8 protein-coding genes are annotated in these 15,584 nt (G+C 74.4%); 6 read left to right on the top strand and 2 right to left on the bottom strand.

The features are described from left to right. Nucleotides 1-27 precede the first annotated feature (27 nt). Nucleotides 28-555, bottom strand: coding sequence for an Rv3235 family protein (locus ACZ6Z8_RS26730; protein ID WP_465612575.1), 528 nt, complete (start codon nucleotides 553-555; stop codon nucleotides 28-30). A 353-nt stretch (nucleotides 556-908) separates the two neighbouring features. Here ACZ6Z8_RS26730 and ACZ6Z8_RS26725 point away from each other — a divergent pair, with 353 nt between their 5' ends. The 5 genes from ACZ6Z8_RS26725 (at nucleotide 909) to ACZ6Z8_RS26705 (ending at nucleotide 10,362) form a co-directional block, all read left to right on the top strand. Continuing rightward, a complete protein-coding gene (locus ACZ6Z8_RS26725; RefSeq protein ID WP_465612574.1) occupies nucleotides 909-2,006 on the top strand; it encodes a patatin-like phospholipase family protein in 1,098 nt (365 codons plus the stop codon). A 122-nt stretch (nucleotides 2,007-2,128) separates the two neighbouring features. Beyond that, nucleotides 2,129-2,638: a DUF6912 family protein gene (locus ACZ6Z8_RS26720; RefSeq protein WP_465612573.1), complete on the top strand. Its 510-nt coding sequence runs from the start codon at nucleotides 2,129-2,131 to the stop codon at nucleotides 2,636-2,638. A gap of 84 nt (nucleotides 2,639-2,722) precedes the next feature. Next, nucleotides 2,723-3,379 carry an HAD family hydrolase gene (locus ACZ6Z8_RS26715; protein ID WP_465612572.1) on the top strand — a complete coding sequence of 219 codons (657 nt, stop codon included), beginning with the start codon at nucleotides 2,723-2,725 and terminating at the stop codon, nucleotides 3,377-3,379. A 124-nt stretch (nucleotides 3,380-3,503) separates the two neighbouring features. Then, nucleotides 3,504-5,129, top strand: a complete 1,626-nt coding sequence (gene pruA / locus ACZ6Z8_RS26710) for an L-glutamate gamma-semialdehyde dehydrogenase (protein ID WP_465612595.1) — start codon at nucleotides 3,504-3,506, stop codon at nucleotides 5,127-5,129. A 286-nt stretch (nucleotides 5,130-5,415) separates the two neighbouring features. After that, nucleotides 5,416-10,362 (top strand): NAD-glutamate dehydrogenase, encoded by a 4,947-nt coding sequence (locus ACZ6Z8_RS26705; RefSeq protein ID WP_465612571.1) that lies wholly within the window; start codon nucleotides 5,416-5,418, stop codon nucleotides 10,360-10,362. 130 nt (nucleotides 10,363-10,492) lie between these two features. On the opposite strand, the gene ACZ6Z8_RS26700 is transcribed toward ACZ6Z8_RS26705, so the two are convergent. Further along, nucleotides 10,493-13,402 (bottom strand): FtsK/SpoIIIE domain-containing protein, encoded by a 2,910-nt coding sequence (locus ACZ6Z8_RS26700; protein WP_465612570.1) that lies wholly within the window; start codon nucleotides 13,400-13,402, stop codon nucleotides 10,493-10,495. Nucleotides 13,403-13,747: 345 nt separating this feature from the next. Here ACZ6Z8_RS26700 and ACZ6Z8_RS26695 point away from each other — a divergent pair, with 345 nt between their 5' ends. Beyond that, on the top strand, nucleotides 13,748-15,580 hold the full coding sequence (locus ACZ6Z8_RS26695; protein ID WP_465612569.1) for a serine/threonine-protein kinase: 1,833 nt from the start codon (nucleotides 13,748-13,750) through the stop codon (nucleotides 15,578-15,580). Nucleotides 15,581-15,584 lie beyond the last annotated feature (4 nt).

Raw genomic sequence — 15,584 nt, 5'->3', positions numbered from 1 at the left:
CCTGCGCCGTCCCGTGCGCCGTGGCCGTCATCGGGCCTCCACGGCGGTGCACTGCCACTGGCCGGCCGGGCCGCGCTGCTCCAGCCGGAAGGCCACCATGTGGTGCCGCCGGCCCAGGTCGACCCGGACGCAGGCCTCGACGGCGTCGGGCGAGGGCGACCGGTCGTGCACCGGGCCGAGCCGGGGCCGGTCGGCGGGGCCGCCGCGGCGCAGCGCACCGGCCCGGACCAGCGAGGCGAGCTGCCCGTAGCCGTCCAGGGTGGTGTGCCGCATCAGCTGGCCGGAGGGCCGGGCTCCGGTGAGCACCTCGACCAGCTGGTGGGCGAAGCGGGCGGCGAGCGCCCCGGTGTCGTGGCGCGTCGCTCCGGTGGCCCCGGCGGTGGCGGGGGCTCCGTTGCAGGCGGCGCGCGGGTGGCGCGGCCGGCGCCCGGCCGGGTCGCAGCCGCCGGAGGCGCGGACGCGACGGTGCGGGCGGGCGACGGGGCGGGCGGTGGGGTGCGTGGCGGGGTGCGTGGCGGGATGCGTGCTGAGGTCGGTGCCGAGCTGCGCGGTCACGGTGGCTCCCGGTAAGGGTGGTGCGGGTACGGACGGGTCCAGGCTGGCGGCGGCCCGGGCGGGGCGGCAACGCGTTTCCGGGCGGCCGGAAGAGCGGTCCGAAGTTCACCTATCCGGGTGAGTCACCCAGTGCGGCGACGGGCCCGGCGGGCGTCGCTCGGGCGGCGGGTTGACGTGCGGGGGCGGGCCGTACGGCCCGAAAGGGGACGCCCGGGTACGGCGGACCGGGTGGCTGCGGACCCCGCTCCCGTTGCGCCGCCCGTCCGCCCGCGCGCACCATCGGTAGCCTGACCCGCTCCCAACGACGACGGGCGGACGGGATGACGACAGCGGGGACGACCACACGGACGGCGGTGCCGGGAACGACCTCCGACGGCGAGCCCCGGCGCGGCCTGGTGCTGGGCGGCGGCGGGATGCTCGGCGCGGCCTGGACGGTCGGCGCGCTGTGCGCCGTCGAGGAGGCCACCGGGCACCCGCCGGGCGGGGCGGACGTCCTGCTCGGCACCTCCGCGGGCGCGATCCTGGCGGCGCTGCTGGCCGGCGGCGTGCCCCCGGAGCAGTTGCGCGACCACCAGCGCGGCCTGCCGATCACCGACGGCCCGCTGGCCGGGGTGGCCTTCGACTACGAGACGGCGGTGGGCGGCGCGCTGCCGCCCCGCCCGCGGGCCGGGATCGGCTCGCCCGACCTGCTGCGGGACGCCGTCCGGCACCCGCGCGAGTACCCGCTGCTGACCATGGTCTCGGCGATGGCGCCGCACGGCCGCGGCTCGCTGGCGCCGGTCGGCGAGCTGGTGCGCGGGCTGTTCGGCCCGGACGGCTGGCCGGCCCCGGGGGCCCCGGCCGCTGGCGCCACCGCCGCCGGGCCGGCGCCGAGCGCGGCCGCCGCGCCGCTGCGGGTGGCCGCGGTGGACTACCGCAGCGGCCACCGGGTGGTCTTCGGCGACCCGCAGGCCCCCGCCGTCGCGGTGGCCGACGCCGTGATGGCCTCCTGCGCCATCCCCGGCTGGTTCGCGCCGGTGCGCCTGAACGGTTCGGCGTACGTGGACGGCGGCTGCTGGTCGGCCACCAACGCCGACCTGCTGCTCGGCCGCGGCCTGGACGAGGTGTACGTGCTGGCCCCGATGGCCCTGCGGCTGGGCCCGCGGCCCGAGCGCTCGGACCGCGGCACCCTGGCCGCGCTGCGCGAGTGGCGGGCCCGGGACCGCCCGCGCGGCGTGCTGGCCCAGCTGGTCAGCCGCTACCGGCGGGCGGTGACCCGGCAGCTGCTGCGCGAGGCCGCGCTGCTGCGGGCGGAGGGCGTCCGGGTGCGGCTGCTCGCGCCGACCCTGGCCGACCTGGCGGTGATGGGCCCGAACCTGATGGACCCGGCCCGCCGCGGGGAGGTGCTGGAGAGCGCGCTGCGGACCAGCCGGGAGGCGCTGGCCGCCGGGCGCGGACCCGGCCCGAGGTGATCGCGGGCGGCCCGGCGGAGCTTATTCTTGGGGCGCTGGATGCTGTGCCGCTGGACGAACCCCCCGCTGGACGAACCCCCCGCTGGACGAACCCCCGCTGGACGAACCGGAGAGTGCCACCGATGCGCGTGTACGTGCCCACCACCCTGACCGGCCTGGCGGCGGCGCACGAGGGCGGCGCCCTGGAGCCGTCCGCGGCCTACGCCGTCACGCCCGCGCTGCGCGAGTGGTACGTGAGCGACGACCTGGAGGAGCTGGAGTACGCGGCGCTCAACCGGGCCGCCCAGTCCTCGCTGCGGCTGCTGGCGGCCGAGCCCGACGCCCCGCGCCGGCGCGTCGTGGTGGCCCTGGACGTGGTCGACTCGGCCGTGCGCCCCTTCCCCGGCGACGAGTACCAGGACCAGGCCTCGCTCGGCCGGGTCGTGCTGGCCGGCCCGGTGAAGCTGGCGAAGGCCGCCTCGGTGCACGCAGACGTGGCCGACGACGAGGTCGTCGAGGACGTCGCGGCGGCGGTGGCGGCGGTGGCCGCCGCCGACTCGGGAGACCAGGACGCCCAGTTCACCGTGGACGGCGCGGAGGACCACGACCTGCTCTGGTACGCGACCCAGGAGATCCCGTCCCTGCTGGGCTGAGCGGGCCGGGCCGGGCCGGATGAGCCGGGCCGGGTGGGTTCTGTCCTACCGGCGGGTCGGCCGTTCGGGTTACCGTTTGACCCCGTGCGCACTCACATCGTTTGGGACTGGAACGGCACCCTCTTCCACGACATGGACGCGGTCCTCGGCGCGAGCAACGCCGCGTTCGCGACCATCGGCGTCGGGCCGATGACCATGCAGCAGTACCGCGAGCAGTACGAGGTCCCGATCCCCCGCTTCTACGAGCGGCTGCTCGGCCGGATGCCCTCCCCGGAGGAGTGGCTGCGGCTGGACGACGCCTTCCAGGACCGCTACCGCGAGCTCAGCCTGGCCTGCGGCCTGACCGAGGGCGTGCCCGAGCTGCTGGCGGGCTGGCAGGCGGCCGGGCACAGCCAGTCCCTGCTGTCGATGTACGTGCACGACAAGCTGGTGCCGCTGGTCGACTCCTTCGGCCTGACCGGCAGCTTCCTGCGGGTGGACGGCCGCAGCGGGCCCTCCGGCGGCCAGAAGGCGGAGCAGCTGACGAAACACCTGGCCGCGCTCGGCGAGTGGGTCGACCCGGCCCGGACGGTGCTGATCGGCGACGCCGCGGACGACGCCCTGGCGGCGCGGCACGCGGGCGCCCACGCGGTGCTGTACACCGGGGGCTCGCACACCCGGGAGAAGCTGGAGCCGGTCGGCGTCCCGGTGGTGGACAGCCTGGCCGAGGCGGTCGAGCTGGCCGGGATCCTGACGGGCTGAGAGTTCCCGACGGCGGACGTGGCGGGCGCCACGTCCGCCGTTGGCGTGTCTGGACGGGCGGATCGCCCCCGCGCTGGTCAGGCTGGACTGACACCGGTAGAGCCAGGACGGAGCCGCCATGCCCATCGACGCAGTCACCGAGGTGCCCACTCCGGTCAACGAGCCGGTGCGGGCGTACGCGCCCGGCAGCCCGGAGCGGGACCGGCTGGTCCGGCGGCTGGACGAGCTGGCGGCCGAACAGGTCCCGCTGCCGATGACCATCGGCGGCGAGCAGCGCTTCGGCGGCGGCGAGCGGATCGACGTCGTCCAGCCGCACCACCACGCCGCCAAGCTGGGCGTGCTCGGCAACGCCACCCGGGAGGACGCCCGGGCGGCGGTGGACGCGGCGCTGGCGGCCGGGCGGCAGTGGCGCTCGCTCTCGTTCGACGACCGGGCGGCGGTCTTCCTGCGCGCCGCCGAGCTGCTGGCCGGGCCCTGGCGGGAGACGCTCAACGCGGCGACGATGCTCGGCCAGTCCAAGACCGTGCAGCAGGCCGAGATCGACTCGGCCTGCGAGCTGATCGACTTCTGGCGGTTCAACGTCCACTTCGCCCGGCAGGTGCTGGCGGACCAGCCGGTCTCCTCCCCGGGGGTGTGGAACCGGGTCGACCACCGCCCGCTGGAAGGTTTCGTCTACGCCGTCACCCCGTTCAACTTCACCGCGATCGCCGGGAACCTGCCGACCGCCCCCGCCCTGATGGGCAACACCGTGGTCTGGAAGCCCGCGCCGACCCAGACCCTCGCCGCGTACCACCTGATGCGGCTGCTGGAGGCGGCCGGCCTGCCGCCCGGGGTGATCAACCTGGTCACCGGCGACGGCCTGCAGGTCTCCCCGGTGGCGCTCGCCGATCCGGCGCTCGCCGGGCTGCACTTCACCGGCTCCACCGCCACCTTCCAGTCGCTCTGGCAGACCATCGGCGCGAACATCGGCGGCTACCGCACCTACCCGAGGATCGTCGGCGAGACCGGCGGCAAGGACTTCCTGCTGGCCCACCGTTCGGCCGACCCGGAGATCCTGCGGACCGCGCTGATCCGCGGGGCCTTCGAGTACCAGGGCCAGAAGTGCTCGGCGCTCTCCCGCGCCTACCTGCCGCGCAGCCTCTGGCTGAGGATCAAGGACGACTTCCTGGCCGAGGTGGACGCCCTCACGGTGGGCGACGTCACCGACCTGTCCAACTTCATGGGCGCCCTGATCGACGAGCGGGCGTTCGAGAAGAACCGGGGTGCCATCGAGCGCGCCAAGGCGGACCCGACCGTCGAGCTGGTGGCCGGCGGCCAGTACGACGACGCGATCGGCTGGTTCGTCCGGCCGACGGTGCTGGTCTCCTCCGACCACCGGGGAGAGATCTTCCGCACCGAGTACTTCGGCCCGATCCTCGCCGTCCACGTCTACGAGGACTCCCGCTGGGAGGACGTGCTCGGCCGGGTGGACTCGGGCGCCCCGTACGGCCTGACCGGCGCGGTGATCGCACAGGACCGTTACGCGATCGCCCAGGCCGTGGAGGAACTGCGCTTCGCCGCCGGGAACTTCTACATCAACGACAAACCCACCGGGGCCGTCGTCGGACAGCAGCCCTTCGGCGGCTCCCGGGCCTCCGGGACCAACGACAAGGCGGGCGCCGCCCAGAACCTGCTGCGGTGGACCTCGGCCCGGGCGATCAAGGAGACCTTCGTACCGCCGATCCACCACGGGTACCCGCATATGGGCTGAAAGCGAACACGACGCTCCGGATTGGACATGGTGTCCAGGACGGACCCGACATCCTGCGGGTTTGCGCCTCCCTGTCCCTGTGCACCTTCGATTGATCCGGTTAGGCTGGCTGGCGTCGTCGGGTGGCTTGCAGGACGAACGAGTCGTCCTACCCGCTGGGAGGGCGTTTCATGCGTGCCATGAGCCCCTTTCAGTCGGACGGTGCGGCAGGATTGCGAGCGACCCGTCGGTGTACACCCATACACCACCGAGTCACGCAACGGCGCGCGACAGGAGCCAAGAAGTCATGCAGACCAAGCTGGACGCAGCCAAGGCCGAACTGCTCAAGAAGGCAGCCGTAGCCGCTGAGAACAGCCAGGTGGGGGGAGCGGCGCCGGGGGAGGGTCTGAGCAACGGTGCTCTGACCGCGTACCTGCACCACTACTACCTCCACACCGCGCCCGAGGACCTGGTCGACCTCGACCCGGTCGACGTGTACGGCGCGGCCGCCTCCCACTACCGCCTGGGCCTCAAGCGCCCCCAGGGCACGGCCGAGGTGCGGGTGCACACCCCCTCGGTCGAGGAGAACGGCTGGTCCTGCGGCCACACCGTGGTCGAGGTCGTCACCGACGACATGCCCTTCCTGGTCGACTCCGTCACCAACGAGCTGTCCCGCCAGGACCGCGCGATCCACCTCGTCGTCCACCCGCAGCTGGTCGTCCGCCGTGACATCACCGGCAAGCTGCTGGAGATCCTGGACGTCGACGCCTGCTCCCGCAGCCAGGCCGCCGGCGCCGAGTGGCCCGCCGACGCGACCGTCGAGTCGTGGATGCACATCGAGATCGACCGCGAGACCGACCGCGACGACCTGCGCACCATCGAGACCAACCTGCGCCGCGTGCTCGGCGACGTCCGCGAGGTCGTCGAGGACTGGGCCAAGATGCGCGACAGCGCGCTGCGCCTGGCCGACGAGCTGGCCGAGGAGCCCCCGGCCGGCCTGCCCGAGCAGGAGGTCGGCGAGGCCTGGGAGCTGATGCGCTGGCTCGCCGACGACCACTTCACCTTCCTCGGCTACCGCGAGTACGACCTGGTCGAGCACGAGGGCGAGGAGGTCCTCAAGGCCGTCGCCGGGACCGGCCTCGGCATCCTGCGCTCCGACCCGCACAGCCACGACGACCGCCACCACGCGGTCTCCGAGGCCTTCGGCCGCCTCTCCGCGCCGGTGCGCGCCAAGGCCCACGAGAAGAAGCTGCTCGTCCTGACCAAGGCCAACAGCCGCGCCACCGTGCACCGGCCGGCCTACCTGGACTACGTCGGCGTGAAGAAGTTCAACGCCGCCGGCGAGCCGATCGGCGAGCGCCGCTTCCTCGGCCTGTTCTCCTCCGCCGCCTACACCGAGTCGGTCACCCGCATCCCGGTCGTGCGCCGCAAGGTCCAGGCGGTGCTGGAGGAGTCCGGCTTCTCCAGCGAGAGCCACGACGGCCGCGACCTGCTGCAGATCATGGAGACCTTCCCCCGGGACGAGATCTTCCAGACCCCGGCCACCGAACTGCTGTCCATCGCCACCAGCGTGCTCTACCTGCAGGAGCGCCGTAAGCTGCGCCTCTTCCTGCGCCAGGACGAGTACGGGCGCTACTTCTCCGCCTTCATCTACCTGCCGCGCGACCGCTACACCACGCGCATCCGGCTGCTGCTCACCGACATCCTCAAGGAGGAGCTGAACGGCGCCACCATCGACTACACGGTGTACGCCACCGAGTCGGTGCTGACCCGCCTGCACTTCGTGGTCCGGGTCGCCCCGGGCACCGAGCTGCCCCAGCTCACCGACTCCGACATCGAGCGGATCGAGAACCGCCTGGCCGAGGCCGCCCGGTTCTGGATGGACGGCTTCCACGACCAGCTGCACATCGAGCTGGGCGAGGAGAAGGCCGCCGAGCTCGGCCACAAGTACGCCAACGCCTTCCCCGACGGCTACCGCGCCGACTTCCCGCCGCGCACCGCCGTCGCCGACATCAAGCAGATCGAGTCGCTGCACGGCGACGGCGACTTCCGGCTGAACCTGTACCAGCCGGTCGGCGCGGGCGACGACGAGCGCCGCTTCAAGATCTACCGGGTCGGCGGCCCGATCTCCCTCACCGAGGTCCTGCCGGTGCTGCAGCGCCTGGGCGTCGAGGTGCTGGACGAGCATCCGTACGCGCTGCGCCGCTCCGACGGCACCACCGCGTGGGTGTACGACTTCGGCCTGAGGCTGCGCGAGGCCACCGAGCTCACCGACGAGGCCCGCGAGCGCTTCCAGGACACCTTCGCCGCGACCTGGACCGGCAAGGCCGAGAACGACGGCTTCAACGAGCTGGTCCTCACCGCCGGGCTGAACTGGCGCCAGGCGATGGTGCTCCGCGCGTACGCCAAGTACCTGCGCCAGGCGGGCTCCACGTTCTCCCAGGACTACATGGAGGACGCGCTCCGCAACAACACCCACACCACCCGCCTGCTGGTCAACCTGTTCGAGGCCCGGCTCAGCCCGAGCCACCAGCTGGGTGCCGCCGAGCTGACCGAGGGCATCCTGGAGGAGCTGGCCGGCGCGCTCGACGAGGTCGTCTCGCTGGACGAGGACCGCATCCTGCGCTCCTTCCTGAACCTCATCAAGGCCACCCTGCGGACCAACTTCTTCCAGCACGACAGCTCCGGCGAGTGGCACTCCTACGTGTCGATGAAGTTCGACCCGAAGGCCATCCCGGACCTGCCGGCCCCGCGCCCGGCGTTCGAGATCTGGGTCTACTCGCCGCAGGTCGAGGGCGTGCACCTGCGCTTCGGCAAGGTCGCCCGCGGCGGTCTGCGCTGGTCCGACCGGCGCGAGGACTTCCGCACCGAGATCCTCGGCCTGGTGAAGGCCCAGATGGTGAAGAACACCGTCATCGTCCCGGTCGGCGCCAAGGGCGGCTTCGTCGCCAAGCAGCTGCCGGACCCGTCCGTGGACCGCGACGCCTGGCTGGCCGAGGGCGTCTCCTCGTACAAGACCTTCATCTCGGCGCTGCTGGACATCACCGACAACCTGGTGACCGGCGAGGTCGTCCACCCGGCCGACGTGGTCCGCCACGACGAGGACGACACCTACCTGGTCGTCGCCGCCGACAAGGGCACCGCGACCTTCTCCGACATCGCCAACGGCGTCGCGGAGTCGTACGGCTTCTGGCTCGGCGACGCGTTCGCCTCCGGCGGCTCGGCCGGCTACGACCACAAGGGCATGGGCATCACCGCCCGCGGCGCCTGGGAGTCGGTCAAGCGCAACTTCCGCGAGCTCGGCGTCGACACCCAGTCCGAGGACTTCACCGTCATCGGCATCGGCGACATGTCCGGCGACGTCTTCGGCAACGGCATGCTGCTCAGCGAGCACATCCGGCTGGTCGCCGCCTTCGACCACCGCCACATCTTCCTCGACCCGAACCCGGACGCGGCCGTCTCGTACGCCGAGCGCCGCCGCCTGTTCGAGCTGCCGCGCAGCTCCTGGGACGACTACGACAAGTCGCTGATCTCGGCCGGCGGCGGGGTCTTCCCGCGCAGCGCCAAGTCGATCCAGGTCAGCGCGCAGGTCCGGGCCGCCCTGGGCATCCAGGAGTCCCGCCTGACCCCCGCCGAGCTGATGAAGGCGATCCTCCAGGCGCCGGTCGACCTGTTCTGGAACGGCGGCATCGGCACCTACGTCAAGGCCTCCACCGAGACCAACGCCGAGGTCGGCGACAAGGCCAACGACGCCATCCGCGTCAACGGCGAGCAGGTCCGGGCCCGGGTCATCGGCGAGGGCGGCAACCTCGGCTGCACCCAGCTCGGCCGCATCGAGTACGCGTCCAACGGCGGCCCCGAGGGCACCGGCGGCTGGATCAACACCGACGCCATCGACAACTCGGCCGGTGTGGACACCTCGGACCACGAGGTCAACATCAAGATCCTGCTCAACCAGGTCGTCGCCGAGGGCGACATGACGGTCAAGCAGCGCAACGCCCTGCTCGCCGAGATGACCGACGAGGTCGGCCACCTGGTGCTGCGCAACAACTACGCGCAGAACGTGGTGCTGGCCAACGCCGTCGCCCAGGCGCACAGCATGGTCAACGTCCACGCCCGGATGATCAACCGCTTCGAGGCAGCCGGCCAGCTCGACCGCGGCCTGGAGTTCCTGCCCACCGAGCGCCAGATCCGTGAGCGCCAGCAGAACGGCCGCGGGCTCTCCCAGCCCGAGTTGTCCGTCCTGCTCGCCTACACCAAGATCATCCTGGCCGAGGAGCTGCTGGCCACCGACCTGCCGGACGACCCGTACTTCCGCACCGCGCTGCACGAGTACTTCCCGAGCGCGCTGCGGGCCAGGTTCGCCGACGCGATCGACAACCACGCGCTGCGCCGCGAGATCATCACCACGCTGATCGTCAACGACACGATCAACCGCGGTGGCTGCACCTTCGCCTTCCGCCTGAAGGAGGAGACCGGCGCGACCTACGAGGAGATCGCCCGGACCCACACCGCCGCGCGGGCCGTCTTCGGCCTGGAGGAGATCTGGGGCCGGATCGAGGGCCTGGACAACCAGGTCCCCGCCCGGACCCAGACCAAGATGCGGCTGCACTCGCGGCGCCTGGTCGAGCGCGCCACCCGGTGGATGCTCAACAACCGCCGCCAGCCGCTCGACATCGCCGGCACCATCGAGTTCTTCCACGACCGGGTCAACCAGGTCTGGGGCTCGCTGCCCAAGCCGCTGCGCGGCGAGGACCTGGCCTGGTTCGAGTCGATCCAGGGCGAGCTGGCCGCGGCCGGCGTGCCGGACGAGCTGGCCACCCGGATCGCCGGCCTGTCCTCGGTCTTCCCGACCCTGGACATCAGCGAGGTCGCGGACCGGGCCGGCAAGGACGTCGCCGACGTCGCCGAGCTGTACTACGACCTGGGCGACCGCCTGCAGATCTCCCACCTGCTCGACCGCATCATCGAACTGCCCCGCACCGACCGCTGGTCGTCGATGGCCCGGGCCGCGATCCGCGAGGACCTCTTCGCGGCGCACGCGGCGCTGACCGCCGACGTCCTGGCCTGCGGCCCCGACGGCGCCTCCCCCGAGGAGCGCTACAACGCCTGGGCGGAGCTCAACTCCACCCTGCTGAACCGCGCCAAGGCCACCCTGGACGACATAAGGGGTTCGGACAACTACGAGCTGTCCAGCCTCTCGGTCGCGATGCGCGTCATCCGCACCCTGCTGCGCACCGGCTCGATGCGCTGACGGACAGCCGAACGCAAGGGGCCCGCGTCCATCCCGGACGCGGGCCCCTTCCGCGTCCTCCGGCCAGGAGCGACGCCGAAGGGCCCCGACGAACCGCTCGGTCCGTCGGGGCCCTTCAGGTGCCGGTGGGTCAGCGGGAGGCGGCGCGTTGCAGGGCGCTGGCGAGGAGGGCCAGGTCGGTGGGGCCGTTGCCGAGTTCGCGGACCGGGCGGCGGGCGGGTGGGGCGCCGAGCTGGAGGGGGTCTATCGCGACCACCGTGGGGCGCAGGGTGGCGGTGCGGGGGATGCGGCCGCTGATCCGGGCGGTCTGGAAGGCGGTGACGCCGCCGTCCGGGCGGCGCAGGTAACCGCGGCCTGGGGTGTCCTCCGGGAGGGCGGCCGCGTCGCCGAGGTGGATCAGCAGGTCGGAGTCGGCCGGGTCCTCGGTGCGCAGCGCGATCCGCAGCAGGGCGGCCTCGTCCACCTCGGTGCCGGCGCTCTCCTCCGGGCGGCCGGTGGCGACCGCGAGGTGGACGCCCAGCGGGCCGCCGCGGCGGGCGACGGCGGCGAGCGCGCGGGCCAGCGGCCGCCCGGCCGGGGAGGTGGGGGAGAGCAGGGCGTCGTAGTCGTCGACGACGACGACCAGCCGGGCCGGGACGGGCCCGGAGGGGGTGGCGCCCGGCCGGGGGCCGTCACCGCTGCGCGGCGGGATGATCCGGGGCACCGGGGCGGAGGCGGCGCCGACGGTGGCGGGCACGGGGACGGAGCCCACGCCCTGCCCGTCCAGGCTGTGCCCGTCCAGGATGCGGGTGGCGTGCCAGGAGGCGAAGTCCAGTCCGTCGAACAGCCGCTCGCGCAGGGCGAGTTCGTCCTCCAGCGCCTCGGCGGCGAGGAGCGCGGCGCGCGGGTCGGCGGCGGCGTTGACCCGGCCGGTGACGTGCGGCAGCTCGGAGCAGCCGGACAGTCCGTCCTCGGTGGCCCGCCCCTCGACGATGGTGACGGCGAGGCGCTCGGGCCGCTCGGAGACGGCGAGCGAGGCGACCAGGGTGCGCAGCAGCTCGGTCTTGCCGGAGCCGCGGGCGCCGCCGATCAGCAGGTGCGGGCCGCCCGGGTCGGGGGAGGGCAGGGAGAGTTCGGGGTCGGCCAGGTCGAGGGTGCACAGCTCGTCCCGGGTGGTGCCGAGCAGCGCGGTGGCGGCGCCGATGCCGCCGGCGTGGGCGGCCCAGCGGGCGGACAGCTTGGCCGGGGTGACGGTGTCGAGCTGGAGCAGGTCGAGCAGCCGCAGGGCGTCCGGCAGCGGGCCGCGGGAGGCCGGGGCGGCCTCGCGCAGCGGGGCGAGGACGCGGGCCAGCCGTTCGGCCCAGGCGTCGGAGACGGCGTCCAGCGAGATCTCGTGCAGGGTCTCCCGGCCGCGGGCGACCGGGCGGTCCAGCGAGAGCTGGGTGCCGACCTCGCCGGTGATCAGCGCGGTGGCGCCGAGGCCCCGGGGGAGCAGCTCGGGCTGTTCGGCGAGGCAGATCGGGAAGATGCCGACGGCCGGGCCCTGGCGCAGCAGCAGGTCGAGCGCCTGCCGGGCGGCCTCGCCGGTCGGGCGGCCGTCGACCACGACCACGGTGGCGGGGTGGCCGCCGAGGCCGGTCGGGCCGCTGAGCCGGGCGGTGAGCTCGGTCAGCCGGGCGGTGGCCTGTTCGTCGTCGAGGCCGACCAGCAGTCGGCAGTCCTGGCCGTCGGCGGGGCGCAGATGGGGCAGCCACAGCGCCCAGGCCCAGGTGTCGACGCGTTCCTCGGGGCTGCGGCCCGGGTCGGCGTCGACCACGACCAGGCTCAGTCCGCTGGGCGGGTGGAGCGCGGCGAGCTGGGCGACGACGGCGCGGGTGAGGGCGTCGAGGCGCTCGCGCGGACCGCTGAGGCCGAGGCTGCCGGCGGTCTGCAGGTCGAGGGTGACCGGGACGGCGGGCAGTACGGTGCCCGGCGTGGTGCCGGCGCCGCCGGGGCGGTCGGCGGTGCCCAGCCGCAGGGTGAGGGCGTCGGGGTGGCCGGGGCCGCGCTCCCACAGCCGGGGTCCGGGGCCGACGGCGTTGAGCAGCACCGTGGCGAGGTCGGGCCAGCGGTCGCGCTGGGCGGCGGCCTGGCGCATCCGGACGGCGGCGTGGTGGCGTTCGGCGCTCTCCTGACCGGGCGGTTCGGCGGCGCGGCCGGGCAGCAGGGAGAACAGGCCGCGGCCACGGCCCTGGGCGGGCTCGGGGGCGGCGGGGGGTTCGATCACCGGGGCCGGGGTCCGGACCGGGCCGGGGGCGGCGAGCTGGAGGTGGCCGTTGCCGTCGGGCAGGGCGGCCCGGACGGAGGCGGGGTCGGCCGGTTCGAGGACCTGCAGGGTGGACTCGCCGATCCGCAGCAGGGCGCCGTTGTCCAGCGGGACGGCGGCCTCGGCCGGCAGGGGCGGGACGATCCGGCCGTCCAGGGTGGTGCCGTTGGTGGAGCCGAGGTCGCGGACGGCGATCCGGCCGTCCTCGCCGAGGTGGAGGGCGAGGTGCAGCCGGGAGACGTCCGGGTCGTCGAGCGGGACGTCGGCCTCGCCGGAGCGGCCGACCCGGATCTCCCGGCCGTGCAGCCGGTGGACGCCGCCGGCGTCCGGGCCGCCGACCACCCGCAGTTCGGCGGCGGCGGGGGTGTCGTCGGGGTCGTCGGCGGTCGGGTCGGGCTCGTTGAGGCTGAGGACGGCGCCGTCGAGCAGCGGGGGGTGGCCGAGCAGGGTGTGCTCGTCCACCCGGTGCGCCCCGGCGTACAGGTGCACATGGGTGGCGGCCCGCGGTCCGCGCACGCCGACGGCGCCGGCGAGTGCGCCCGCGATGGCGCCGAGTGCGGTGCCCACGGGCGCGGTGACCAGCACGTCCACGTAGGGGATGGCGGAGCCGGCGGCGGTCGGGCCGCTGCGCGGTCGGAGGACGGTCAGCCGGATCTGCATCTCGCCCGCGGGTCCCTTCTGCTGGTGTGATGCCTGGTACCGCTGCCCGGTGTCGTCGCGGACGCGCCGGGCGGTCGCGGCGACCCATTGGGCCACACGAGTGGCGAGTGTCCATCCTGCCATCCGGCGTGGACAGTCCGCGCACCGTACCGGATTTGACGATCTTGCGATCATCGCCATGGTGGAGGCGACGGAGGGTCAGGTCAACCGCCGCACCGGCGGCCCCGCCCCGGACCCCGGCGGCCACCTCCCGGCCGGTACCCGCGACACGCCCGGGCGGTCCCCTAGGGGATGTCCCCCAACCCTGCTCGGACGGCCCACCGGTCACCCCAAAAACCCGTACGGACACCGTTAGAGTGGCCGCAAACACGGGCCCGGCAGGCTCACCGCACACCGGCGGGGGAGCGCCCCGCGCGGGCGGCACGGCGAGGAGTGCGACAGGTGCGGCCAGTCGGCAGCAAGTATCTGCTTGAGGAGACCCTGGGGCGGGGTGCCACCGGGACCGTCTGGCGCGGTCTGGTGCGCCAGGACGTCCAGGTGCCGGGCAGCGAGCCCGGGCAGCAGGTGGCGATCAAGGTGCTGCGCGAGGAGCTGGCGGCCGACCCGGACGTCGTGATGCGCTTCCTGCGCGAGCGCTCGCTGCTGCTGCGGCTGAGCCACCCGAACATCGTCCGGGTCCGCGACCTGGTCGTCGAGGGCGAGCTGCTGGCCCTGGTGATGGACCTGGTGGAGGGCCCCGACCTGGCCCGCTACCTGCGTGCCAACGGCCCGTTCAGCCCGATCGCGGGCTCCCTGCTGATGGCCCAGGTCGCGGACGCGCTGGCGGCCAGCCACGCGGACGGGATCGTCCACCGCGACCTCAAGCCGGCCAACGTGCTGCTCGCCTCGACCGTGGTGCAGGGCAGCGAGCAGATGCACCCGATGCTGACCGACTTCGGCATCGCCCGGCTGGCCGACTCCCCCGGCGTCACCCGTACGCACGAGTTCGTCGGCACCCCCGCCTACGTCGCCCCCGAGTCCGCCGAGGGCCGCCCGCAGACCTCCGCGGTGGACGTCTACGGCGCCGGGATCATGCTGTACGAGCTGGTCACCGGCCGCCAGCCGTTCCAGGGCGACAGCGCCCTGGCCGTGCTCCAGGCCCATCTGGCGCAGGAGCCCCAGCGGCCCAGCACCATGCCCGAGCCGCTCTGGACGGTGATCGAGCGCTGCCTGCGCAAGGACCCGGCGCAGCGGCCGAGCGCCACCGCGCTGGCCCGGGCGCTGCGGGTGGTCGCGGCCGGGGTCGGGGTGCACGCCTCCCCGGCGGCGGTGGACGAGGCGCTGGCGGTCGGCGCCCTGCTGCTGCCGGACCCGCAGCCGACCGCCGTCCCCGGCACCGTGCCGGTCGGACCCGGGGCCGGGACGGAGGACCGCACCCAGGTGCTGCCCCCGGCCCCAGGCGGCCCGCAGTACGACCCGGCCGCGGCGACCCGGGTGATGGGCACCCAGCCGCCGCCCGCGCCGCCGTACGGCGCCCAGGACCGCACCCAGGTGATGCCGCCCACCGCGGTGCCGCCGCCCCCGCCCGCCGGTCCGCCCGCGCCGCCGCAGGAGGAGGCGCCGCACCCGTGGCAGACCCAGCTGCGGGCGGCGCGCGACCGCAACCAGCAGACCCAGGTGGGTTACTTCGGCCCGGAGGACTTCGAGGACCCGCAGGTCGCCCCGCCGCCGTACCAGGCGGGCCAGGGCGGGCCGGGCCACCCGCAGTCGCCGGCCGGTTACCGCCAGGACCAGCGACGCCAGGGCCCGCCGCCCGGCTACGCCCAGCGCCCGCCGGTGGCCCCGCCGCCCTACCAGGTCGGCCAGGGCGGCCAGGGGTCCCGGGGCGGCCAGGGCGGCCGTCCGCAGCCCCAGGGCGGCTACCGTCAGGCCCCGGACGGGTACGGCCGGCCGCAGGGCGGCTACCCGCCGCCCCCGCCCGCCGCGGCGCCGCGGCGGGCCGAGCCGCCCGCGCCGCAGTACCGGGAGCCCCGGCCGCCCCGGGAGGAGCCGCCCGCACCGCCCCGCCGGGAGAGCGCCCCGCCGCGCGAGCGGCGCCCGCGCAGCCGCAACCGGATGTACATCCCGGGACTGGGCTGCCTCAAGGGCTGCCTGATGGTGCTGCTGGTGCTGGCCGTCGCCGCGATCGCGCTGTGGAACTTCACGCCGCTGCCGCACTACTGGGACAACGCCGTGAGCTGGTTCGACACCGCGCGGGACTGGGTGACCAGCGTGTTCGGCAGTTCCAGCAAGTAGCGCG

It is taken from the genome of Kitasatospora sp. NPDC101108, assembly GCF_055584725.1.
The sequence above is the reverse complement of the archived record's forward strand: the minus strand, read 5'-3'. Positions and strand labels throughout refer to the sequence as shown.